Raw genomic sequence first — 25,408 nt, 5'->3', positions numbered from 1 at the left:
TAATCGCATTACTGCTTTTATATATTATTTGTATACTGTTATTTAAAACTCCATTATATCCTCATTAATAAAGTTATAGTCATTATTTATTAATTTTTCTAAGTACTCGTCAAAGCTATCGGCTATTACTTTGAATTCATCTGGATCGTGCAAAAACCTTACTATTTGTCCTTTTTTTCCTTTTTCAGAAGGACTGAAATCTATAAATAATTGAGAAGTTCCACCATTATTCATGCAATCAGAAAAGTGAAGCCACTTAACAACCTCCGAATTATTGGTTATTTTTTCGTCTATATCAACTCCTTCGTATTTTCTTTCAATATAATCTGAATAGTATTCTTTTGCTTTACTTTGATTTTCAACTATTTCTTTAGAAGATAATAGGTAATAGGGGTATTCATTAACATCAGAACCTAAAATAAAAAAGGAGATTTCCTCGTTTCCATATTTCCGCCAATATGTTCCATCAACGTATTCAAGTAAGTCAATTAAAGTATCTGGGATATCAGGATAAATTTGTTTTAACCTATCAATATTTACTTTTTCAGAACCGTGTATAACTTTTTCAAAATGCTCCCAATCCTCCTGTCCATTATTTTCTAAATATGCTTTTTTAAGTCCGTTTATATATTTTTCAATTACTGTATTCATATTTATTTTGTTATAGTAGGTTTGCACTAGCAATTAATTTTATACGGTGTTGTAGCACGTTTTTTTATTTTAAAGTGTTATAAAATTCTTCTGGATTTGTAATAAACATGTGAGCTCGAGATTCTTTAATTAATTCAGCTAAACTTTCAATTTTTGGTTCGCTTAAATTTCCGTTTTCGTCCATTAAAATCCAATCATTTCGGTTGCATAATTCCAGCATTGAATTTAAGAAATCCAGTTTCGAATCTCTTAAATCAGTCCGAAATCTAAAATCTTCTATAAAATTCTCCTTTTCATTATAGTCAATACTCAAATCGTGGTCAACTTCTCCGTTTTCAATTTTCCAACTTTCATTATTCCACGTAGCTCTTGGAATAATTTTGTCAATTTCATTTCTTAATTCCGCAATGTTAATCTGGATTCCTTTCCACCATTTCGTTGAAATCGCATCTTCAAATTCAGGTTCTGGTACTTTATTCAGTTCCATATTCCAATTGTTCCAATACTTTTCCCATTCAGCGTGTTTCATTTCAAGTTGTTTTGGAATTTCGCCATATTTGTTTTCAATTGACTTTCTTGGAAGTACAAAGGTTAGAAATTGGTATGTTGCCATAGGTTTTTTTAAATGTGCTACAACGTATTTGTATAACTGTTGTTACGGGATTAAAGTTACATATTTTGTTTAAGAACTAGTATTAGTAATTACCGAGTGGATTCGGACGTAGTCGAATCCGCCGTGTTCGCGCTATGTTGTTTATGATTATTTGTTTTGTTTGTAAATGTAAACATTATCAGTGTTTTATGTGTTTTTATTGTTTTTGGTTGTTTCCCTAAATCACAGTTAAATACAATTTTACTTTCCCTGTTTGTTTCCCTTTTTTTGTTATGTTTGTAAAAAAATAAAGGTATGTATTTTTATTTAAAGAAACCCAAAGGAGAAGTAGTAACGGCAATCGATTTAATTTTCTATGCAAAAGATGAACCGACGAGCAATAAGAATTTTAAATATAGTACAAAACAAAAAATAAACCCAATAGAGTGGGATTTTTCTACCCGTTATCCAAAAGTAAAACGAGGAGCAATTGGAAAAAAGAATAAACAAATCGCGTTAATCTTAGACAACTATAAAAAGCTATTACAGCATACGATTTCTGAATATCAGCAAAAAAATATTCCTTTGACCAAATCAGCATTGCGAAGTGTTTTTGATAAGGAGTTTAAATATAATTATAAAAGTGACGAATTGCCTTATGTAGTAAGTGAAGCTATCAAGGTTTTTATGGAGTCAAAAAAGAAGCGTAAAGATACTTCGAAAGCTTGGGACTATTTTTACAACAATATGAGTAAAAAAATAGCTTTATTTGACCATTATCGAAACAAAGTAACCTTATTTGGAGACTTGAATGAGAATTGGATAGATACCTATTGTGGATTTCTAAGAGACTTTATCAATTTGGTCGATAAACAAAAAGCAAAGGAACTCGGCGCACAAATTCAAAGTAATAATACCTATAACGATAATACTCTACATAGACATATCAAAGTGTTTTTAGCCTTTTTAGATTGGGTTAGAGACAACTATGGTTTTACAATAAAAGAGTTGAAAAATACAGTAAAAAAATACGATATAGATGCCGTTCATTTGACAGATGTAGAAATTCAAAAGATAGAAAAAGTAAAACTCACTACAGAAGAGCACAATCAAATTAGGGATATATTTTTATTGGGTATTTATACAGGACAACGTTTTTCAGATTATTCGGTTTTTAATAAATCCGATGTGGTTAAAACACCAAATGGGGATATGATAATCAAAAGAAATCAAAAAACAGTCCATGAGAGTTTTGTACCATTAACCCCTAGGCTGTCAACTATTTTAGAAAAGTATAATTGGAACATTCCTGTTATTTCAAAAAATAGATTTAATACAGAAATAAAGAAAATATGCAAAGAAGCAGGAATAACAACTACAGTAAAGAAGCTAACAAAAATCGGGAATAAAAAACACACAGCAGAACTAGAAAAATGGCAAATGATAGGTACTCATACAGCACGACGAACTTTTATTACTCTATCATCAGAAAAAGGAATGCCCGACCATATTATTATGAAAATTACAGGTATCCGAAAAGCAGACACCCTAACCAAATATAAAAAGACCAACCAAGAAAGTGTTATTAACTTTATGCAACAAACATGGGGTTAAAACGTTCTTTTAATTACCTTAAAAATTTGATACACCTCATTAAGGTCTAACTCAAAATCTGAATACTCGGGACTTTTATTTCTACTATGGCAAATAATCGTCCCTTTTTCTTTATCCAGTCCGATAATATCCTTGTGAAAAACATTGTGTTTAGAAAGAATAATCCATCCGTATAAAGTAGGGTTGAATCCGTCCATCCAATGATGGCGTCCAAGTTCTCTACCCAATACCAAAGCTCTGTTAGGTGTATCATTTATCCCGCCACCGTTCATGCTATCGTTTTTAGTCCTAAATGCTTCGTAATTACCACGACCGTACTTTTCTACATTAAAAGTTACTTCCTCCCACTCATAAATTACATTTGCATCATCTAAGGTTTCTAAAAAAGAAGAATAGGCATCAAAAGGAATCAATCGTGTAGTTACGTTAAAACTACCATCAGGTTTTTCCACAAAAACATTCCCATTGGTATTCACCATAATATCCTTGTTGACAAGTTCCCCCTCTCCTGTAAGCAAATACATATAGTTAATCTCTTTATATCTATTAGTAATCGCCTTGGCAAGCTTTGGGCTTATCTTACTTCTTCCATTTCTTACATAGTAGATACGAGAATTGCTATTGTCTCCAATCTCTACTGATAAGCGGTTTGCTTTGATACCTAAATGGTCTAATAGCTCCTGTAAAATTTCCGAACTGGTTTTCAACATCTTATCAATTTATTTAAATTATTTTGTCCACAATTTACTCTAAAAGTTGACAATTGATTTTATTTTTGCGTCGTAATTGTCCACAAATATAACAATTAACGATAGATTATTGGTGTTTGTGAGCAAAAAATAAAAAATAGCACAAAAATTTAAAAATTGAATATGACCCAAGCAGACTTATTAAAAGTAAACCTTAAAGCCTTAACCATTTTTAATGCCAATGATACCATGCTTACTGTAGATGGTTGCGCAAAGTATTTAAAAGTACATCCTAACACGGTTAAAAACCGCATCCATAAAAACACCATTCAAGCAATCTTTCAAGACGGTAAATACCATATCCCTAAAATTCAATTTTTAGAAAAGATAGTGGAGAGCTTTGAACAATAACCATGAAAAAGAAAGCGCAAAAAAAAACGCAAAAAGCGCAAAGACACCACAGCGATAAGTAAGCACTTATTGTAAGTAGCTCACAACATTCAAGTTGTGGGTTACTTTTTTAAAGCAAAAAACGGTTAACCCCTAGGCTAACCGTTAAAAAAAATTGTATTTGAGTAGAGAAGATTCTGTTAGATAACAGAACAATTACACCCCCAAAGCAGCTAAAGTATGAAAAAAAACAATACATCATTAACAAAAATAGGATTGTACAATCAAAAAGTACATGAATATTTACAAGGCACAACCTTGGATGCCATCACCCAACTAGCCATTAAGCTATTTAAAGACAATGCGCAGCGTAATAAGCTAAACGATACGCAATACAACAAAGCCGTAGAGGAATTTAATACCCAACATGGTTATTTGCTTTTAAAAAAGGGAAAAGAGCATGAAAAAGCGATAAGTAAACACTACAACTATATCAACTATCCTTTTCTAGATAGAAGTGCTATGAAAAGCACGATGGATAACTACCGTCAATATGTACATAGCTATAATCAGCAAGCTGTAGAGTATAACAAAACGATAGCCGAGTATAACAAAACAGTCATAGCTCCTAACACTCCAACACTAGCCCAACAAGTCGCAGACTTTACAAAGAAACACCGCAGTGAATTTGCTACTATCTACAACAAAGAGGTAGCAAAATTCAATGCGCAAAAAAACGCAAACTATATCATAAAAAAGCGCAAACCAACCATCAAGTACACCACCGAGCTTTTATTTAATGTTTTGGTAGGCTTTTATATCGCCCAATTAAAACAACGCAATTCATATCTCTTAGAAATGAATCGCCCTACCAGTGTATTAAAAAATGCCTTACCAAAGCTAACGATAGACCACCGTAAATTAGCGACACATACCATCGCAGAGATACCAAGGCTTGCTATTTGCAAAAAAACAGCGCAAAACCACATCAAACGACTTAGAGAAGCCAACATCTTAATCAACTATACATATACCAACCAATACAAACCCATAACGGTTAATTTCCACCCTGAAATTCTAACAATTTTAGACGGAAACCCACCAAAACCCAAAAGAATTGAAAACCAATTTTTTAAACAGAAGAACTGGAAAGAATTACCAGATAATAATGATACTACTAGAACCTTTTTATTAAAAGAAAAAGAAATAAAAGACTGTGTAAATAACACAGGGTTTCAAAAGGAAGAATTTATATGTCCTGCGGACGGCTTCTACAAGAACACCACAGTGATAAGTAAGAAAACAACCACCCGCCCGCGTCAAACTTCCGAAGCAGTCAAAGCCCTGTTGCCTGATTTTTTAAAACAAGAAAAACCAAGCCAAGGTACAAACAGCCCGCTTACACATAATTTTTTAGCTCGATTACAAGACGATAGAGAACTAGCGCAAGAACTGGCAGACGGTGTGTATGATAATTACAAAGGATTGCGTTATGACTATTTGCAAAAAATAGAACTCTACGCCAATGTAACTACTGAAGAATTTAAGGCAATTTTACTACAAGATTGTATCAAAACTTCTGCAAAACTTTGGAAACAGCACAATGTCTATGTAGGCGAATGGAAAAAAGCCATCAATTACCTAAACAACGAACTATTTACAAACATCACTCAAAAGACAACCCTAATTCAAAAGCTCAAAGAATACCGTTGGAAACTAGAATTTGCTCGCAAATGGTTTATCAAATCACAAGTAACCGCATTATACCCCTCGTTATACTTTGATAAAACACGTACCCAAACCCATGAAATAGGCTTTTTTGGCTTGCACAAAGTATGGAAAACCCATGTAAAGTATCAGGAACAAAAGGCAATAGAAAAAGCGCAACGACAAACGCAACAAAACGCAAGAAAACGCAAAGCGACCTATCAAAAGAAAATTACAACAGCCATCAAGAAATATGAAAAAGGCAATTATACGGCAAAACAGCTATATACCTATGTGCAAACCAACCTACCACATAGCTATCTGTCAGCATTGCCCACTATGATACACTATAACAATCAAAACAGAACTTAGAAGCAAGTTAGTAACAATCAATGAAAGAATCTCTAAAAAGGAAGAGTTACATAGTTGCTGTAAACGTATTTTAGGATTAAAAACAAATTGTAAACCTATTTTAAGACGACACGCTATTTTAGAATATACAGACCAAAAAAAAGCGCAATGATAAACGCAAGAAAACGCAATTTTACGCAAAATTGTAAATAACACCTCCTTAAATAGTTGTAACTAATTTGTTAGGAGTTGTTTAGGAGTAAGAATAAGATGTTTTTGATGAGTTTTATGGAGAACGCATGACATACACACGCAAAAAACGCAATAACTAATTTATTAATGGTAGTAACACTATTATAAACAGTATTTAAACCATAATTAATGAACGTAATTTACAGTAAAAAGAAACTTTTCGAGAAGTATTATTACTTACCTGAAAGAGAAATGCGAGTAACTATTAATGAGATAATAGCAGATACTCGTAATTTACCTATTGAGGTAGCTAAACATAAAAAGAAGTTACGCCCTAGTGAGGTTAAACAGTTTTTAGAGGTGTATGATTTAGTGTAAAAAGAGATAAAAAATTAACCCTTTATCATCCTAATATAGTCAAAATAAGAATTAACAAATGTTTATTAAGTAGGTGATTATTAGGTGATATGGTTAATGTTTTTCATGATATCATAAGTCAAGAAACAATAAATTTCAGTAACTTTACGTTAATAACCACTAACCAAGATGTACAGACGATTGCGGGGGGCGTAGATTGCTGTGCGTAAAGAGAATTGGGCATCCATGTTTTGGATGCTCTTTTTTGTTTCCAAACTATTTTATCTATTAAAATAATAAAAATAATCATGAATATATAGTATTGTAAGTCTATTTGTATTTTTACGTGAGCAATCACAAGCAAATCCTTTGTCTATATTGTTAAAAATCTGTTGTGAATTGATTTCAAATTGTATTTTTACGTGAGCAATCACAAGGTATTCTGTTTTTTTATTAAACCTTCTTATGTTGTGAATTGATTTCAAATTGTATTTTTACGTGAGCAATCACAAGTATTCGGTTAAGTGCTATTTGTCCGCAACTGTTGTGAATTGATTTCAAATTGTATTTTTACGTGAGCAATCACAAGAATGGCTAGTGCATTATCAAAATCTAACATGTTGTGAATTGATTTCAAATTGTATTTTTACGTGAGCAATCACAAGTTAAATGACTTGCAAGTTCTGGCTTATTTCGTTGTGAATTGATTTCAAATTGTATTTTTACGTGAGCAATCACAAGTACCTTCCTTTCTTGTTAATACATCTTCTAGTTGTGAATTGATTTCAAATTGTATTTTTACGTGAGCAATCACAAGCGTTAGAAATTGAAGAGTTTATAGCATTAGTTGTGAATTGATTTCAAATTGTATTTTTACGTGAGCAATCACAAGCACTCACCTAAAATAAAAACTTTAATACAAGTTGTGAATTGATTTCAAATTGTATTTTTACGTGAGCAATCACAAGCTATCTAAAACGTATATCATAAGTTGATATGTTGTGAATTGATTTCAAATTGTATTTTTACGTGAGCAATCACAAGTAAGTCAAAGCCTTTTAACAGTTTTTCTCCGTTGTGAATTGATTTCAAATTGTATTTTTACGTGAGCAATCACAAGCAATGATTATGAAGATATTTTATTAGATTAGTTGTGAATTGATTTCAAATTGTATTTTTACGTGAGCAATCACAAGAGTTTCCATAACATCTTCTCTATTGATGTAGTTGTGAATTGATTTCAAATTGTATTTTTACGTGAGCAATCACAAGCGAAGGAGTTGGATTGTATTTCAACAATGGGTTGTGAATTGATTTCAAATTGTATTTTTACGTGAGCAATCACAAGTAAAACTTTCTTGTTACTAATAACTGAGTTGTTGTGAATTGATTTCAAATTGTATTTTTACGTGAGCAATCACAAGTTACAGAGAGATGAGAAGGAAACGATAGCTGTTGTGAATTGATTTCAAATTGTATTTTTACGTGAGCAATCACAAGTGTATCAGTTTCCGTATCTTGCCAACATTCGTTGTGAATTGATTTCAAATTGTATTTTTACGTGAGCAATCACAAGAAATGCTCTTTTATATTCATTATCAAACATGTTGTGAATTGATTTCAAATTGTATTTTTACGTGAGCAATCACAAGACCCATACCGAACAACTTACCAACTGTTTCGTTGTGAATTGATTTCAAATTGTATTTTTACGTGAGCAATCACAAGCGTAGCCAAAGAGCGTCTCCGTCAGTTATAGTTGTGAATTGATTTCAAATTGTATTTTTACGTGAGCAATCACAAGATGTAGTTTACAAAGGAACTGCATTGACATGTTGTGAATTGATTTCAAATTGTATTTTTACGTGAGCAATCACAAGTGTTACTGCTAAATTTGTATCACCATTTATGTTGTGAATTGATTTCAAATTGTATTTTTACGTGAGCAATCACAAGTGATAGGCATTGAAAGTTCTTGCCTTACAGGTTGTGAATTGATTTCAAATTGTATTTTTACGTGAGCAATCACAAGAACAAAACCTTTGCACTTCAAGAAGTCCACGTTGTGAATTGATTTCAAATTGTATTTTTACGTGAGCAATCACAAGTAGATATTTTCGTTTATCCTTTTTTTTGTAGTTGTGAATTGATTTCAAATTGTATTTTTACGTGAGCAATCACAAGGCACTAGGCAAAGCTGTGAAAACAAAATCCGTTGTGAATTGATTTCAAATTGTATTTTTACGTGAGCAATCACAAGTAAACACCAGTTTAATAGCAGATATCGTTCGTTGTGAATTGATTTCAAATTGTATTTTTACGTGAGCAATCACAAGGTAGAAGAGATGCTAAAGGAATACCTCAATGTTGTGAATTGATTTCAAATTGTATTTTTACGTGAGCAATCACAAGAATTCAATTTTCTTTATTATATCCTCGGCGGTTGTGAATTGATTTCAAATTGTATTTTTACGTGAGCAATCACAAGTGACCTAAAAGATACTAGCATTCCGAATAAGTTGTGAATTGATTTCAAATTGTATTTTTACGTGAGCAATCACAAGTTATTCTACCGATAGGGCTAGGTTATTTAAGTTGTGAATTGATTTCAAATTGTATTTTTACGTGAGCAATCACAAGATTATGCTATTGAATCATTTAAAAATATATGTTGTGAATTGATTTCAAATTGTATTTTTACGTGAGCAATCACAAGTAACTTTTTTTCTATCCCTACAATCCAGGTGTTGTGAATTGATTTCAAATTGTATTTTTACGTGAGCAATCACAAGAGATCAACTAGCGAAAACAGTTAAAACAGAGTTGTGAATTGATTTCAAATTGTATTTTTACGTGAGCAATCACAAGCCACTCACCTAGCGTAAAGTTTTTTGTTACGTTGTGAATTGATTTCAAATTGTATTTTTACGTGAGCAATCACAAGAATATGTACTGATATGCTAAAGCTGTACCAGTTGTGAATTGATTTCAAATTGTATTTTTACGTGAGCAATCACAAGGTGGGGGTTTTGAGGATGATATTGTTCTCGGTTGTGAATTGATTTCAAATTGTATTTTTACGTGAGCAATCACAAGAAAACTTTTTTTAGCTAAAAAACCTATGGAGTTGTGAATTGATTTCAAATTGTATTTTTACGTGAGCAATCACAAGAGAGGTGGAGGAAGAATCTAAACCTTCTGAGTTGTGAATTGATTTCAAATTGTATTTTTACGTGAGCAATCACAAGGAATTAATAAATAGAGAGCTTAGTGAAACTGTTGTGAATTGATTTCAAATTGTATTTTTACGTGAGCAATCACAAGACAATTACGTCTTAGATGTTTTCCTATCATGTTGTGAATTGATTTCAAATTGTATTTTTACGTGAGCAATCACAAGGGTCTCTTTGAGTGTGTTTAGACAATTCATGTTGTGAATTGATTTCAAATTGTATTTTTACGTGAGCAATCACAAGTATTTACTAGGACACTATCTCTGTTGTTTTGTTGTGAATTGATTTCAAATTGTATTTTTACGTGAGCAATCACAAGACCATCAGTAGCGGTTATCTGTGCGTAGTAGTTGTGAATTGATTTCAAATTGTATTTTTACGTGAGCAATCACAAGCTATTGGTATTGAAAGTTCCATTCTTACAGGTTGTGAATTGATTTCAAATTGTATTTTTACGTGAGCAATCACAAGCGCTCGCTAAATACCTATAAAACTGCGCTTGTTGTGAATTGATTTCAAATTGTATTTTTACGTGAGCAATCACAAGTTATATAGCTTTAGGAGGTTTTGTAGGTGTGTTGTGAATTGATTTCAAATTGTATTTTTACGTGAGCAATCACAAGAAGTTGTTGAATATTATTTGCAACGCCTTGGTTGTGAATTGATTTCAAATTGTATTTTTACGTGAGCAATCACAAGTAGCTTCTAAAGCTGCTATGTCTCCTGTTTGTTGTGAATTGATTTCAAATTGTATTTTTACGTGAGCAATCACAAGGACAAAGGCTTATGGATAAAAAGCAGTCTTGTTGTGAATTGATTTCAAATTGTATTTTTACGTGAGCAATCACAAGAAATCATTTTCATTTAACAATTCTTCTACAGTTGTGAATTGATTTCAAATTGTATTTTTACGTGAGCAATCACAAGGTAAATGTTTAAAACCTCCTATTTTAGGGAGGTTTTGGCATTCAACAGAATTTTAAACTTAGAACAATTCTAATTGCTGTACAGGAGTTGGCTTTGGAATTTCTTTTCTACCATGAAAAATCTCCATCATTCCAAATTGCTTATCGGTTATTTCAAAGACACATACTTTACCATACTTTGGTAGTGAACTTTTTACCCTTCTTACATGTACTTTACTGTTTTCTCTACTGGGGCAATGGCGCATATAAATAGAAAATTGAAACATAGTAAACCCGTCATTTAACAATTTTTTTCTAAATACATTGGCAGCCTTTCTTTCTACTTTGGTTTCGGTTGGTAAATCAAACAAGACTAGTATCCACATAACTCTATAGGCATTATAACGGTTCTGATTCATGGTAAACTGGGATATAAAATAGTGCGCCTTTCTCCTATAAAGCATTTATACAAGCTAGCTGTAGTGGTTGTTACAGCTACCATAAGAGGGCGTGTTTTTGCATCAATCAAAACATCTTCAGTAGCTATTTGCAATAGGTGTGCTTTGGCTTGTTTACTTAAAGAATCTTCTGTCGGATGTTTTGTAATATACTCTAATACAAGTTTATCTACAAAAGGACGGTAAGGCTCCATTATATCATCAGCTAAACAATACGGATTATATTTATTCTTATGAAAAATGCCTTGTGCTGGTAACATACCGCTACTTACAATAGCACGTGCTACGATACTACGTAAAACAGCATATCCAAAATTTAAAAAATTATTTGGAACATCTCCAAAGCGCTCTCGTTGAAAATCGTTTAATATATATTTCCAATAATGGTTAGCTGCTTTTCCTTCCATATTCGTTTCATCTCCTGAGATAACTTTTTCTAAATAGCTATCCATTGCCTCAAATGGGCTATTATTTTGTTGTAAAAGTTGCTTTTGATTTTCTATTTTAGAAATTACAGTTTGTTTCCAAAGTTGTTTTTTTAAGGGTATGGAACTTTTTAATTGGTATCGCCAACGTTCGGTAAGTTCAGAATGTCCTACCATAGGTTGCATGAGTCCGTTTGGCAAATGATGATTATCGCAATGAATTAATGCAACACCATTCCCCATTAACTGATTAATAAGTTGAGTAGATATAGTAATCTGATGATGGTCTAACATTAGCAAAGCCATATCTTCAATAGACACTGTACCTATTGGTTGTTTGGTTTCTGGGCACGCGACAACTAACTGATTATGTTTTAGCTTTAAATATGCGGGATTACCTATGTAAATGGTTCTTTTTAACATAACAATTTAGTTTTAATAAAAAAGCTCATATATGAAGCTTTTATAGCAATTAATATTCTCCTACTTGAACAATTTGACCAAGATGATTTAATCTTACTTTTTTAATATCTTTAATAGAATTAGGTGTTCTTTTTCGCTTATATGTAAAATCTAAATTATTAGTTACTATTGTTTCTAAATGATTTCTAAACCAATAATCTCTTTCAGTTATACTTTGTACTCTAAACAGATGCGGACTAATCTTTGAAGTATTTTGCTCATCCATTAAATCAATTTCATTTATATCAAAATCATCATTAGGAAAAACAAACATTTCATTTTGTTTCATGGTAAATAAAAACTGCCAACCCTCTTTTTGTTTAAAGGTTTTATCAATTACTGGTAAATTAGCATTAACTCTTGCTACAGCTTCATAATAAGAAATTACTTTTTCTTGCAGATTTCCTTTAGCATCTTTATAAATAGCTATATGGTGGTTATTTCCTGTGCTAACAAAATCAACTGCTTGCTTGTTACCTTGTTCACTTAGAATTTCTCTTCCTAAATGGTCTTTTTTTGTATGCAATGCCTTAGCGTTGCTAACACCTGTAATACGAACTCTTTTTATACAAATACCTTTTTCTTTATGCAACCATATGGGGTTTTCCTTAAGGTTAGAGAAAGCTTTTATCGCATTGTTATCGTGGTCTTTTAAACGTTGGCTTAAAAGCTGTCTTGTTTTTGTGTCAATTACTTTTTCTATATTTTTTTGTGTTTTAAAATTCTCTGGATTTACTTCTTTTCTAATAGTGTAAATATCTTCAAAATAAACAACCTCTTTGAAAGGTTTATTTTTACATATTAGCGGATTTGTTTTAAGTGTTTTGCTATCAAAAGCAATTGTTGGGTTGTTGTCAAATGTTTTTAAGTGTTCTAAAACTATTTTTTTATGTACAGGATTTACAATTTGCTGTGCAGTGCTTGCCTCAAAGTTTTTATTGAGTTTTATCGTTTTTTTAGAGGGACGTTTAATCTTTCCATAAACAGTTTCTTTATGCAATTGTCCTCTAGGAGTTAATTGTTTTTTTTGTAAGGTATTATTTTTAGTTTTCGTAATATTTGTGTTACGAGTTACTACTTTGTTTTTGTTTTTAAATGAAATAAGTATTGCTTCAATATGTTTTTTTGCTTCAGTTCTAAAGTTAGATATGGGTGCTTTAAACTTGCGTTTGCCTTTTTTGTTTTCGGTAATTAAATTTTCAATATTTAGTATAATTTTGTGCTTCTTGTGATTTGTAAGCTTTCTAGCACTTAAATTGTTGATGTATTGAATATGGTTGTGTGTGGTAAAAGCAACTGTTAAAGCGTCCATTGCATGATGACGATGGTCGTTTCTTTTCGTCCAATCTTTTATTACTTCATGTTTCCTTATTTTTCCAGTCCCTTTATTTAAGCGTTCTTCATATTCCGTGAGTCCTAAAGCACGATATTTTGGTAAATTAAGTTCTTTCATTACATTGATTAAATCCCAATTTTCTCTTAATTTATCAGTAATACTTCCTGTGGTAGAAACTACTTTAGGAAATACCTCGAACAACATTGCCTTTGCTTTTTTAGCGATGTACTGACTGTTTCGTAGGTCTCTTTCAATAAAATCATCTGAAATATCTTCTTTAGAAATTAACAATTTCTTCCTTTTTGCAGGCGATATTTTTCCGTCTTTATACAAACTCTCAACCCTTAATTTATAGTCTTCTATTCCTGAATGATTGCTGTTGTTAATAAAGTCGAAAGCTGTAGTATTACTCTTTTCTAAATTTACTTCTCTATATGCGAGTGTTTTGTTTGAAAAGGAATCATCAAATACTAAAGCTTTAGGAATAATATGTTCAATATCTATTTTTTTTGAAAAAATATCTTCTTTATTTATTTTTTTGTTTGTAAACAGTGTTTTATACCCGTTACTTGATAGTTCTTCATAAAGACGATAACGAATTACATCATTTTTGGTTGGATTTGGAATACCAAAATCTTTAATGATTAGCTTTTTTATATCTTGGTTTCTTTTGGTTGCCTCAGTAATATTCCTAGTCATTTTACTACGTTCATCAGCTGATTTTTTAAGCTCTCTAGCTAATTCTATACGTACTTCATCAGGTTTTCCGTAGGTTTCTATAATTTGATTTACTACGTTAACAGTTTGGTTTAAAATTTTTTCTACAACGGGGTTTCTTAAACTATTTTTTTTAATGAGTTCAAGTTTGTCTTTGAGTTCTCTATTTTCAAGTTCTTCTTTTGTGAAACTATTAGAGTGGTTATAACCCACATTTTTACAGGCTTCGGAAAAAGTATATCCTTTTTGAAGTTCGGGTAAAATCTTTTTTAACGCTTTGCTTGATAAATTTCCATAGTCTTGAGGAAAAGAAATACTGGCTAACATTTTTGCATGTTCAGGTTTAAAACCAAATTTTGAAACTAACTTTTTCTTTAAACTTACAGCATTATTCCCATAAATCATTTGGTCTTCTTTACTAACTTTGTTAAAATCTTCTTCAGATGCATAAAGCAAATGCCATAACTGATAACTTGCCTGATTTTCAAATTTTTTACCCTGTAGTATTCCGTTAAATTCTAAAATATCCTGATTTATTCCTATTTCAGAAAAAACAGCTTTTAACTCTTCTTTAATAGCTGTTGCTGTTTTCTTTTCCCAATCAAAACCATACCCTTCTAACTCCGCAATTTTTTGATAAACATCATATAGTGCTTTGTTAGTAGTATTTCCTTCAATTTTTTCGTGGTTAGCTTTCCAATCACTTTGCTTTCCTAGCACTATATGCTTTTTAAGAATCTTAAGTACACTGGCTGCTTTATGCTCACCTCTAAGGTTTAATTCTTGGAAAATTTCATCAATTATGTTTCTATCTAAATCGTTAATAGCAATGTGGTCGCCTGTGTTTTTATTAGAAAAAATAAGATTGTTTAGTATCTGCCAAATTTTAACCTCTTGGAATAACGGGGATGATTTAGATACAACACGACGACCAATGCGCCTCTTCGTTTTTTTATTGGTTGTATCGTTCACATACTCTTGCTCCCAACTTTCAAACTGACAAAAGTCTAATTGTCCTTTTTGTGATTTTAATTTTCGTTGATAAAAAATAATAATATCTCGAATTTTTTCTTTTAAAGGCAGCGTTAGTTCTTTGTGAAATTGTGTTTGTACAGACCATATTTTTTCAAATTCATCCATATAATCTTGCCTGTAAAAAACTTGATTTTTTAGTGAGTTATGTGGGTTTTCTTGAATTTGTTGGTGAAGATATTCTCCTACGGTTATTTTTTTAAAATGTAACTCTTTACTTCTGTCAGAAATTGCGCCTAAATAATCGCTCGATTTGTTCAAGTCATTATTAATTTCTTGAAGGACAATAGCTAAATGTTCAAGTTCTAATTTTTCAGTCAATCCCTTTGTGCGCCACTGATAACGTTCTAACCTTTTTTCATTTGCTGTTCCTTTTTGTGTGATTCCAACTAAGTTAAAAGGAGTTTTACAAATAGCCCATGTTTGTTTTTTGTTTTTTCCTTGCAGCTTTTTATATAATGGCTCGTTAAGAGTTTGTGAATAATACTTCTGTTGATTTTCCCATATTTTATTGAACTCATTATGTAAATCAGATTTATAAAAATCAGGAATGTATTTTTTATTTTGTTCTAATAAATTTAGTACATATTCTCCTGGTGTTAAGTTATTTTCGTAAAGCTCTTTTGCTATTGACATTCCATCAATAGCGACCCCTTCTTCTTCATTCCTTGCTTTTCTACTACTTTTATAACCTCTTTTTTTATTGATACTTAATAATATTTTTGCAAAGTCCTCTAGTTCAATCCCTTCTTTTGCTGCCTTAGCTCTTAGATATAAAGTTTGATGCGTTGTATTTTTTCCTATTTCTGTTAATGGAGTTTCTTTTGAGATAATATTATGATTGATTAACTCATTAATTAAAGCTTCTCTTCTTAGCTTATACCGTTGTAAGTTTCTTCTTGCTCCACGCTTTAAGGTTCTTTCAGTATTTGTACTTAAAGGGCGTCCTCTTTCAAAGTCGGTTTTTTCATCAACAGTTAAAGGAGTTATTCTAACTCCTAACTTTATAATTTTTGATTCTTCCGAATTATTTTCAGCTTCTTCTACCAACGCCCAACCAATTGAATTGGTACCTAAATCTAAACCTAAAATTTTTTTAGTCATTTTATTTCGCTTTTTTATACTAGTTGACAACACAAGAGTGAACTTATGATATGTGTTTTGTTTTTAAGAGGAAAAAACAGCAATTGTTTAATTAAGAAACGAATTACTTAATGATTTAAAAATAAGTAAAAAAAAGTTATTTGATATACGACAATCCGTAAACGACTAAATTAAAAAAACGTATATTAGCAGTACAATTTTGAAATCAATTCACAATAAGGATTATTCCGTTGTGAAAACATTTAAAGCGGCAAGGTATTACTTTGTCGCTTTTTTTATTACCACAATTAGAATTGGTAAACATTAAGAGATAAAATCTTACATTTGTTTCTATGGATATAAAATTGACAGAACAAGAGAAGATAAAAATCTTAAATTCCGATGATATTTACGGAATTATGCAACGCATTTTATTAAGAGATAATAAAATAGACCAAAACCGTGAACATTTTTGGGTTATTGGTTTAGCTAATAACAACCGTATTCTTTTTATTGAACTTATAAGTTTAGGAACTGTCAATGCAACCTTGGTAGAGCCTATGGAGGTATTTAGCTTTGCGTTGCAAAAAAGAGCTGTTAAAATCATATTATGCCATAACCATCCAAGTGGTGAATTAAAACCTTCTGAGGCTGACAAAGATATTTCTGACCGTTTAATACAAGTAGGCATTATTGTAGATACTGAAGTGGTAGACCATCTTATAATATCTGAGAAGAGCTATCTTAGTTTTGGAGATATAGGATTGCTAGATGAACTTAAAAAAAGTACTAAATATGTACCCAAATACGTGTTAGAGCAGCGTCTAAAAAAAGAAGCTGCTGAAATAGCTAAACGTAATGAGAAAATAGAAATTGCCAAAGCTTTCAAAAGAAGTGGGTTAGATAACGAACTGATTGCTAAAAATACAGGTCTTACTATTGAGGAAGTTGAGAAGTTACGTGTTAAAAAGAAATAGATAATAGTGTGAAAGTATTTATTAATTGGTAGTAATGTTTATGTATAAAACCGTGACTATTTTACATATTTAAATCGTAGCTTATCAGTGGCTAAAAACAATTAATTAACTCATAATCAATTGACAAAATTCAGTCTTATAGTATTTACACATTTGTGATTAGTAGCTATATTACAGGTAACATCTCTATCATAAAAACTTCCTCTTTTGATTTTTTTAATACAGAACTAGCCAGACTACCCTTTTCTACAAAAGCATCTACATTGTCTTTTATTTATTAATAGGTTTATAATACCAATTTTTTATAACTTCTTTAAAACGTATTCTATTTTGCAAGTTCTTTTTTTTAGAGTTATAAAAAAATACTTTATTGTATAATACTACATATTGATATTTGTTAGTGTCTTCACTAAAAAACTCATCAGAAAGTAATTTTTTTATGGGTAATTCAATGTTATTATACAAATGATCTATTAGGTTAATAGCTATGTCTCCAACTTTATATCGAATAACACCAGCTTCTATATAATCTGAATTAGAAGTGTTATCTATCTCATTTATCAATAAAGGAGTTATTGATTTTCCATGGCTTAATATTTTTTGACAAATGCTATCACCTTTAGGAAAAAAATAATCATCAGGAAAATTTGTTACACGTTTTAAGTCTTTAACAATTTCTTTATCTGCATAGTATTTTGTTTTGTCCTTAGTATTTTGTGCTGTAAGAGAAGAACAAGAAATCATAGATGAAATTATAATATATATTATTGGCTTCATATCTATAAAGGGAGTTTTTTAATATTCTATTACATCAATGTTAATTGTATTTATGTTATTTTTTTCTTAGAAATATTAACAGGAAGCGTTTCCCATCTTTATAAATATTTTCCTTTTTTTATTTATTAATCGATTCATTATACCACTTTTTAGTTGCAGCTTTTAATTTTTTTCTGTTTTCTAAATTAACTTTAGGAGTATTCTGATGAAAAAAATCATAAAATATCAAATCAAATGAATCATTTTTATTGTGAATCTTAAATTCATTTTCAATAATGCTTCTCATTGGTAGTTTAAAATCATTATCACCTATAGAAAGTATTTCAATAGCAACATCTCCAACTGAATAAAAAAAAGAATCTGCATATTTATACTTGGTTTTTGTTGTGTCACTAATCTTCTCGATGAGTTGGGGTGTTATTTTTTTAAAATTATCTAGAGCCTTAGCAATAATACTATCTCCTTTTGGATAAAAGTTTTCATCTGGTAAAGTGGTTACATTCTTTAAATTATTGACTATAAGATAATATGATTTATTTTCTTTTACTTGTGTTTTATGTGAACATGAAATAGTAAAAGCATTAATTAATAGTATTACTAAAAAAAGTTTTTTATTCATAATTAATTTTTAAATAGGAAATTTTTTAAAATATTTTGTTGCTTTTATTGTAATAGTATTTTTGTTTCCATGATTATATGAAATATTTGCAGGAATCATTTCTCCATCACTATAAACATTTTCTTTTTTAGAATTTCTTTTAAACATAGAACCAGCTGCATTTCCTTTTCCTACTAAAACATATACATTTCCTTTTCCTATTTTTATGGCAAATTTATGAGCAAAGGAAATTTTTGGGTCTTTAATAAAGGGGTTGTTATTAGCAACATGTATTCCTTTAGGGCTTAATTGCCCTCCTATGTTACATCCCCAAAAATACACTTCTGTATTAGTAGAAAAAGAAGAAGACTGTAATTTGGTTAGTTCAGTTTTTTCTGTGCTATTTAAGTATAGATTTTCACGTGTTTCCACTCTTCTTAAATCCTTACCTTTATCTTGGTTTTTATCCATCCAATCTATCTTAGCACTATCCATTTCTATACCGTTTATTTTTCTTTTTCCTTTAAACCCTCCTAAATTAATACCATCAAGCCAACCATGACAGTAAACATCCAGTCTTTTTATCTCTTTAGAATTATTAATGAACTCAAAAAATTCTGTATCTGTAGGGCAATATTTGATTACATTGTTTGCTTTCGGGTTGTTTTTTTGATTTATCTTATGTCTAGCTTCAGCAATTTTTTTAAAGCCATCTCCCGTATCGTGCCCACCTCCAGAAGAATTAGGCTCTAAAAACCCACTTCCATATAACACTAAATTGGTTTCAACAGCAACAGCCTGTAGTTGTACGGTTCTTCTTTCTCCATCTTCAAATGATATAGTAAATCCTGTTTTTCTCATAGCTTTATTTTTTAGGCTTAACAACCTTTAATTTAACTTTCATCAAATCATTTACAATTTTAATATCTTTTAAAATATCGTTGGATAAAACTTTTCCATTGTATTCAAAATCATAATCTGCATCTTTTATGTTTAACGTTAAAAAATCGCCAACTCTATTTTTGGTTTTAATATTTAAAAAAATAATATCATTTTCTTTATAATTATCTATTATGCTATCATTAGTATCTGTAATGAAGTAATTTAATAGTTTTTTAGTGCCATCTTGTTTATACTCTACAATAGGGGTTGTACTTTTATATTCGTTTTTTGGAGATAACGTTTTTCTCCATGAGGTAGAGTATTCGATTTGTGAATAAGGTGCTTTAACACCTCCACAAGTTATTCTCAATCTATCTTTCATTGGTTCGGTATTGTTGGAAGAAAAATCTGTATGAAAACCTATAAGATAGCAGTCGAAAAAAGTCATAATTTTAGAACCACCTTCCAAATAAGGATAGAAAATTTGTAGTTCAATTTTATCTTTCGATTTCTCACTATTCATCCATTCTTCAAAGTACGTGTTTTCGGTAGATTCAATTTCTATTTCAAGCCCATTAAAGCTAGTTGAAGAAATTGGTTTGTTTTGTTCTTCTGTATTTTTTTTGAACCCAAATTGATATGATATAACCTCTATTTCTCTTTGTTCTATTAGTAATTTTGTTACAAATGCCATAGTTTTTTTTGTTTTTTTGCCTATTGCCATATAACCACAAAGGTGGTATAGGCAGGCTTTTTTGCAATTTTTAATGTTTTAATTTAGTGCTAGCTAATATAGCAAAAAAGGTAATTAAATTAAACTTTAAGAATTTGTGTATTAAAATTTTGCCCTGAACTAGAAACTGGTTAAACTATTAAAGGTTGTTGTATAATTATAATTTGGTTGTTGATACAACACGGTATTTTAAGGTAAATAGTTTAAAATTCAAAAAACTAATTACTTGTTTTTTAAATGTTTTTATATCTTTAGGGGCAAAAAAACTATGAATATAAAAGCTAAACTTTTTGTATGTGGGGAGGAACGAGAATTACTTTCTACCAACTTAGATTATAATAGACTTACTGACTGGAATGGTAAACCTACCTCTGCCTTAATGGGAGGAACTTTTACGGTTGCTTTTAAACCAGAAATGTACGATGACGCCTTTATTGAATGGATTTTAGCTAATAGAAATGACAATAAAAAAATACGTTATCCTTTTAATCGTTATCAATTAAGAGATGGTAAAGTAGTTTTTTATGAAGATGATTTTGGTGGAGTAGAACTATTCCAATACAACTTTCAAGATGGTGTACTTATCAATTACGATGAGACTTTTGATAACCAAGAAGGTGCTAAGGTTATCTTAACCATATCGCCTGCAATGCAAGATTATCGCTTTTTTAATAATAGTACCGATTGGCGTAAAAAAAGCCCAACACGTCATATAAAACCTTGGCAAGAAAGTTTTATACCGCCTATAAAAGAAATGCCTTATAAAGCGAAAGAAAATAAAGAAACTCAAAAAGAAAAAAAGCCTTTTAAAATAATGGTAGAGGCTGCTAGAAGCCGTGATATAAAAGACGGAATTTTTGGTTTTGATAGCATTCCTAAAGAAACTATAGTAATATCGGGTTATGAAAAATTAAAGAAAGAATACAAACCTCTTTCAGAAAAAATTTTAGATGAAGAGTATATACCAAATTGGATAAGTATAAGAAAAAACCAAACAGTAGAATTAAAACTAGATTGGGATACTAAAAAGAAGGCTAAACAATATGAGAGCATAGCTTTTGAAGAACACCCAGACTTTAGTTTTGAACCTAAAAATTTAAAAGGCGTAAAAGAGGTAAAAGTTACATGTAAAAATAACAATGTAACCCCAGCGCAAATCCTTATAAAAGCGGATGATAAATTAACCGTTGGTGCTCTTAATATATACTACCCTAAACCCAAAACTATAGACCTAGAGTGGTACTTTGTGGAAATTCAAGGTAATGATACTGATAAAGGAGCTCTTGAGAATAAAGTTGATAAACAAAAACTAGAAGATTCTCTAAAAAAAGGATTAAACCCCGCTTTGATTGATGTTACTATTACAAATAATAGCCCTAAGGTATTAGATTTTACTGAATATTCGCAAAAGCTAAAAAAACATGGTTTCTTGAAAACACATTTTGATAATAAAATAGGCAACTATATTGAAAGAAGTAGAAAACATGTTGTTTTACATTACATTAATGAAACACATAGTAATCGAGATATAAATAAAATAACAGTGTACTTTATCAATCAAAAATGTGTTAATGAAAAAGATATTAAATCAGATGGTACCTATGACACATCAGGAGGTATATCACCTACAAATGAAGGAATAGCTTATTTAGTCTTAGATCCAGATGGTAAAATAGCTACAGAGAATATTATACACGAAGTAATGCACGCTTTAGGTCTAAGACATACTTTTAATGAGGGTAAGGTTGATAAGACTAAAAGAGCTAAACATCAATTTAAAGACAATAAAACTGATAATTATATGGACTATAAAAATGACAAAAGACATACCTATAAATGGCAATGGAAAAAATTACACCAATATTCTAAACTAAAATAAGATGCGTTACTTTTTAATATTTTTCACACTTGTTTTATTTGCTAAGTGTTCTTCTGTCCCTAGAGAATATTTGACAGATGATGACACTTGTTACTATAACGACCCCGTTTTTAAGATTTCTAAAGAAGAAATGAAAATAAAAGTAGATAAGTATTATAATGAAAAAAATCCTATAGGTACTATAACTGTTTTAAATAACTCTATTGTAAATAAAAGATATATAAGATGGGAAAAGAAAGGCTATATAACAAACAAACAAACAAACAAACAAATAAAAATTGAAAAATGGCTAAGGTATAATCCTGAAGGGTATTTAAGTAGAGTCAAATTTCAATATTTAAATGGTAATTCAAATGTTTATAAAGAAACTCACTACGATAACCAAGGGAATATTACTAAAGTAATCGACTACGAAAAAGGTTATAATATTTGTTGGGCAGAGGCTATTGCTATAGTAAAAAAAATAGCAAAAAAAGAAATTGAAAAATATGAAATAACTGGGTTTAATTTATCTCATAATAATTTAAATGAGTTTCCTAATGCAAAACCTGAGTGGCAAGTTACGTTAGATGGAAATGAAGAATACGAATTAAAAGACGTTAAGGTATATAGAATAGATGGAGTTACTGGTAAATTTTTAAGAACTACAAAAATTACAACCTCTTATGATTAATAATTGTATTGTTAAAAAGAATTGCCCCTTAATTTAAACTAAAATGTGCTATTTATATGTTACAGCTAATGTTTGATAATGATTAGATGTTGAACACAGAACCTTAAAAAAATCAATGAAAAAGAACATAGATAAAACTATAGAAAAAATACTTGAACCAACAATAATGGTAAATGTAAAAGGAATAAGTAAATCTAATCATAAATATGAATTTCATATTCTAAATACTTTGAGAAATTGTGTGTGGAATAGTGTTTCTAAGAATATTTTAAACCCATCGTATTGTATAAAGAACAAAGTAGGAAATATTATACATTTTAATGATGAATTAGAGATAGAATTACATAAAGGTATTAATAGAATAGTTGAAGCTACAAGATACCTTAATATATCAACTCCAAAACCATATACTGTAAGTATGTTTGAGTATTTTTATCAGGAAGGTAGTAATAATGATACGACACTTTATTATTTTGCTAATGAAAATATTGGAACAAGTAAACAGAGCATCTGTAGAGGGTCTATTGTATTGTATGTACCTATAAGCGAATTGACACAAGAAGATTATTATGATTTTATAGGCAAGGGCTTAAAAGATATTAAACGACACTCCATTACAGAAGAAGAAAAAGCTTTTTTAATCTTACATAGTTATAATAAAAAGAAAAAAGTTTGGAAGATTCAACAACTTATTTTTTAAAAAACTTATAAAAGAAGTTTTTATTTTTTATATAGGCTGTAACTTTCCCTTTTTGATTACCCTTATTTTTTTAATGTATTGTTATTTAGTATTTTAAGAATCTAATTGTCCTATCCGCCGTAATTGCGGTTATACTTTGTTGTGTGTAGTTTTTAAATTCAATTTATTCGTCCAAATTTATCTCTACAGATATAATTTTCAACGGTAAATGTTTTTATGTCAATCGTGTCTTTTATCATAATTCCTTTTTCTTTTATAAAGACCATTCGCTCGTAAGGCAGAACATATTTTTTGTCTTTGTTATATATAAATTCAGAGTCTTTTGCAATTCCATCACTTCCTTTGAATAGTTCTATATTTCCGTAATCATTTGAAGGTATTTTGTAATTGTTGAAATAGTAATAACATCCATCAGTACTCCAACGTCCTAAAAAACTTTCCTCATTTTCATAGACAAAAGAGAAGTCGTTCACAGAGCATACATTCAAAGATTTATCAGTGTAAAATACGTTTTTCCAATCTTTAGAGTAATATCCGTCAATTATTTCAAATTCTTTTGGGCTCGAATTTGCTATAGAATCATTATAGTAATAAGCTCGATTTTTGTCAATTGCATAACCTCTTTTTAAATGCTTGAATGTATTAGGATCGGCACCTGGAATAATTTTGTTTTCATAATAAACATTGAATTTGTCCTTTCCATAAAGGTTATCATCGGATTTAATTTCAGAGAAAGATTTTAAGTCGGCATTTGTGACAACTTTTTCATTCCAGCCTCCTTGTCCAAAACTCCAAAATTTATAATAAACTTTATCTTCCCGTTTTTCATATTCAGAACTACAAGAAAATAAATTCAATATTATTAATATTGCGAGCAGTTTTTTCATAATTACACACAACTTGTTTATATAGATGTAAAATACATTGTTATACAGCCAAAAGTGGAGGTATAAGCGTACCTTTACTGTTCTTTTATATTTATTGCTAAGCTTACTTGTTTTGGAAAAAAAAAGGAAATCTATAGCAATTTTATTCTTTTTTATTAGCGCAAGCCAAGATAAAACAAAATAAAAAACCGCACAAAAATGTACGGTTAAAAAGATGTTTTTTAATATTGATAAGTAAGCTTATTGTACAAAATTACGCTGACGCTTCGCTTCAAAAGTTAAGATAGCTGCGGCAACCGATACATTCATAGAATCTATTTCTCCTTGCATTGGGATGTTGATATTCTGAGTAGCTTTGTCTCGCCAAACTTGCGTTAATCCTGTAGCTTCCGTACCCACTACCAAAGCAGTAGCTTTTGTATAATCGTTTTTATGGTATTCGTTTGAATTTTGTAGGGTAGCACTGTAAATATTAATGTTGTGCTCCTGTAAGTACGCTATAATGTCTTCAGAAGTGCCTGTAGCTATCTGATTGGTAAATACACAACCCACACTAGAACGTATGATATTAGGATTGAATAAATCCGTTTTAGGGTTGGCAATAAAAACAGCATCCACATTAGCAGCATCGGCGGTACGTAGCATAGCACCAATATTCCCTGGTTTTTCAATACCTTCCATAACCAAAACGAGTGGGGTAGTGGTGTTGAATTCAATAGCTTCTAAATCGAAGTTTTTAGCTTTTACTACAGCTATAATACCCTCGGTAGTATCACGATAGGCTAGCTTTTGGTATACCTCTTTTGTTATCTCAATACAATTAGCAGCCTTATTTAGAATTTTGTTTACACTTTCTTTGGTAAACATATCAGCTACAAACAGCAGGGTGTCTATTTCATAACCTCCTTTAACAACTAACGAAATTTCGCGTTGTCCTTCTACTAAAAACAATCCTTTCTTCTTACGTTCTCTAGATTTTTCTTGAAGCTTTAAAAGCTCTTTTATATAGGCGTTTTGTGTACTACTAATCTGTTTCATCTGCTATGATATCTAAATACAAAAGTACTATTCTGTTTTATAATAAAATACCATCTTACTAAAAGAATAA

Annotated in this window: 20 protein-coding genes and 1 CRISPR repeat array; of the genes, 8 read left to right on the top strand and 12 right to left on the bottom strand. The window is 30.4% G+C overall.

All coding sequences use genetic code 11. From position 1 onward, the window contains the following. Positions 1 to 42: 42 nt before the first annotated feature. The gene (locus C8N27_RS08145; protein WP_244174722.1) at positions 43 to 678 is read right to left on the bottom strand and encodes an SMI1/KNR4 family protein; all 636 of its coding nucleotides are present in this window, start codon (positions 676 to 678) and stop codon (positions 43 to 45) included. Positions 679 to 715: 37 nt separating this feature from the next. Further along, positions 716 to 1,264: a hypothetical protein gene (locus C8N27_RS08140; RefSeq protein WP_121146960.1), complete on the bottom strand. Its 549-nt coding sequence runs from the start codon at positions 1,262 to 1,264 to the stop codon at positions 716 to 718. Between the two features lie 294 nt (positions 1,265 to 1,558). On the opposite strand from C8N27_RS08140, the gene C8N27_RS08135 reads away from it, so the two are divergent. Next, a complete protein-coding gene (locus tag C8N27_RS08135; protein ID WP_121146959.1) occupies positions 1,559 to 2,857 on the top strand; it encodes a tyrosine-type recombinase/integrase in 1,299 nt (432 codons plus the stop codon). Here C8N27_RS08135 and C8N27_RS08130 read toward each other — a convergent pair. Then, positions 2,854 to 3,567 (bottom strand): hypothetical protein, encoded by a 714-nt coding sequence (locus C8N27_RS08130; RefSeq protein ID WP_121146958.1) that lies wholly within the window; start codon positions 3,565 to 3,567, stop codon positions 2,854 to 2,856. The two genes, C8N27_RS08135 and C8N27_RS08130, sit on opposite strands and share 4 nt — an antisense overlap. A 162-nt stretch (positions 3,568 to 3,729) precedes the next feature. On the opposite strand from C8N27_RS08130, the gene C8N27_RS08125 reads away from it, so the two are divergent. The 3 genes from C8N27_RS08125 to C8N27_RS08115 all read left to right on the top strand — a co-directional run bounded on the left by C8N27_RS08125 (position 3,730) and on the right by C8N27_RS08115 (position 6,564). Then, positions 3,730 to 3,957 (top strand): helix-turn-helix domain-containing protein, encoded by a 228-nt coding sequence (locus tag C8N27_RS08125; protein WP_099214612.1) that lies wholly within the window; start codon positions 3,730 to 3,732, stop codon positions 3,955 to 3,957. Between the two features lie 219 nt (positions 3,958 to 4,176). Then, the gene (locus C8N27_RS08120) at positions 4,177 to 6,015 is read left to right on the top strand and encodes a hypothetical protein (RefSeq protein ID WP_121146957.1); all 1,839 of its coding nucleotides are present in this window, start codon (positions 4,177 to 4,179) and stop codon (positions 6,013 to 6,015) included. A gap of 360 nt (positions 6,016 to 6,375) precedes the next feature. Next, the gene (locus tag C8N27_RS08115) at positions 6,376 to 6,564 is read left to right on the top strand and encodes a hypothetical protein (protein ID WP_121146956.1); all 189 of its coding nucleotides are present in this window, start codon (positions 6,376 to 6,378) and stop codon (positions 6,562 to 6,564) included. A gap of 370 nt (positions 6,565 to 6,934) precedes the next feature. Further along, positions 6,935 to 10,703: a CRISPR direct-repeat array (repeat unit 46 nt; unit sequence GTTGTGAATTGATTTCAAATTGTATTTTTACGTGAGCAATCACAAG). 58 nt (positions 10,704 to 10,761) lie between these two features. Here the strand turns inward: C8N27_RS08115 and cas2 are convergent. From cas2 to cas9, 3 genes are read right to left on the bottom strand one after another with little or no spacing between them, the layout of a single operon-like run. Beyond that, a complete protein-coding gene (cas2, locus tag C8N27_RS08110) occupies positions 10,762 to 11,100 on the bottom strand; it encodes a CRISPR-associated endonuclease Cas2 (protein ID WP_121146955.1) in 339 nt (112 codons plus the stop codon). Then, positions 11,097 to 11,987, bottom strand: coding sequence for a type II CRISPR-associated endonuclease Cas1 (gene cas1, locus C8N27_RS08105; RefSeq protein WP_121146954.1), 891 nt, complete (start codon positions 11,985 to 11,987; stop codon positions 11,097 to 11,099). The genes cas2 and cas1 overlap by 4 nt, the downstream gene beginning before the upstream one ends. 49 nt (positions 11,988 to 12,036) lie before the next feature. Beyond that, positions 12,037 to 16,215, bottom strand: coding sequence for a type II CRISPR RNA-guided endonuclease Cas9 (gene cas9, locus C8N27_RS08100; protein ID WP_121146953.1), 4,179 nt, complete (start codon positions 16,213 to 16,215; stop codon positions 12,037 to 12,039). A gap of 332 nt (positions 16,216 to 16,547) precedes the next feature. Here cas9 and C8N27_RS08095 point away from each other — a divergent pair, with 332 nt between their 5' ends. Next, positions 16,548 to 17,171 (top strand): JAB domain-containing protein, encoded by a 624-nt coding sequence (locus tag C8N27_RS08095; protein WP_121146952.1) that lies wholly within the window; start codon positions 16,548 to 16,550, stop codon positions 17,169 to 17,171. Between the two features lie 270 nt (positions 17,172 to 17,441). Here the strand turns inward: C8N27_RS08095 and C8N27_RS08090 are convergent, their stop codons facing one another. The 4 genes from C8N27_RS08090 to tssD (C8N27_RS08075) all read right to left on the bottom strand — a co-directional run bounded on the left by C8N27_RS08090 (position 17,442) and on the right by tssD (C8N27_RS08075) (position 20,122). After that, positions 17,442 to 17,948, bottom strand: a complete 507-nt coding sequence (locus C8N27_RS08090; protein ID WP_121146951.1) for a hypothetical protein — start codon at positions 17,946 to 17,948, stop codon at positions 17,442 to 17,444. A 118-nt stretch (positions 17,949 to 18,066) separates the two neighbouring features. Further along, a complete protein-coding gene (locus C8N27_RS08085) occupies positions 18,067 to 18,567 on the bottom strand; it encodes a hypothetical protein (protein ID WP_121146950.1) in 501 nt (166 codons plus the stop codon). 9 nt (positions 18,568 to 18,576) lie between these two features. Further along, positions 18,577 to 19,407 (bottom strand): hypothetical protein, encoded by an 831-nt coding sequence (locus C8N27_RS08080; protein WP_147431711.1) that lies wholly within the window; start codon positions 19,405 to 19,407, stop codon positions 18,577 to 18,579. 4 nt (positions 19,408 to 19,411) lie between these two features. Next, entirely contained in the window at positions 19,412 to 20,122 is a 711-nt protein-coding gene (gene tssD / locus C8N27_RS08075) for a type VI secretion system tube protein TssD (RefSeq protein ID WP_147431710.1), read from the bottom strand. Between the two features lie 307 nt (positions 20,123 to 20,429). Between tssD (C8N27_RS08075) and tssD (C8N27_RS15910) the strand changes: the two genes are divergently transcribed. From tssD (C8N27_RS15910) to C8N27_RS08060, 3 genes are all read left to right on the top strand, one after another. Beyond that, complete coding sequence (gene tssD / locus C8N27_RS15910) at positions 20,430 to 22,040, top strand: type VI secretion system tube protein TssD (RefSeq protein ID WP_167444736.1); 1,611 nt, start codon at positions 20,430 to 20,432, stop codon at positions 22,038 to 22,040. Between the two features lies 1 nt (position 22,041). Then, complete coding sequence (locus C8N27_RS08065) at positions 22,042 to 22,713, top strand: hypothetical protein (protein ID WP_147431709.1); 672 nt, start codon at positions 22,042 to 22,044, stop codon at positions 22,711 to 22,713. A gap of 115 nt (positions 22,714 to 22,828) precedes the next feature. Further along, complete coding sequence (locus tag C8N27_RS08060) at positions 22,829 to 23,413, top strand: hypothetical protein (protein WP_121146946.1); 585 nt, start codon at positions 22,829 to 22,831, stop codon at positions 23,411 to 23,413. 158 nt (positions 23,414 to 23,571) lie between these two features. Here C8N27_RS08060 and C8N27_RS08055 read toward each other — a convergent pair whose 3' ends face one another. Both C8N27_RS08055 and C8N27_RS08050 read right to left on the bottom strand, forming a co-directional pair. Further along, complete coding sequence (locus tag C8N27_RS08055) at positions 23,572 to 24,300, bottom strand: DKNYY domain-containing protein (RefSeq protein ID WP_121146945.1); 729 nt, start codon at positions 24,298 to 24,300, stop codon at positions 23,572 to 23,574. A 240-nt stretch (positions 24,301 to 24,540) separates the two neighbouring features. Beyond that, positions 24,541 to 25,338 (bottom strand): TrmH family RNA methyltransferase, encoded by a 798-nt coding sequence (locus tag C8N27_RS08050; protein WP_121146944.1) that lies wholly within the window; start codon positions 25,336 to 25,338, stop codon positions 24,541 to 24,543. Positions 25,339 to 25,408 lie beyond the last annotated feature (70 nt).

Origin of the sequence: Tenacibaculum discolor, from assembly GCF_003664185.1 — a bacterium.
GTDB lineage: Bacteria > Bacteroidota > Bacteroidia > Flavobacteriales > Flavobacteriaceae > Polaribacter > Polaribacter discolor.
This window is presented reverse-complemented; position numbering and strand designations above follow the sequence as displayed.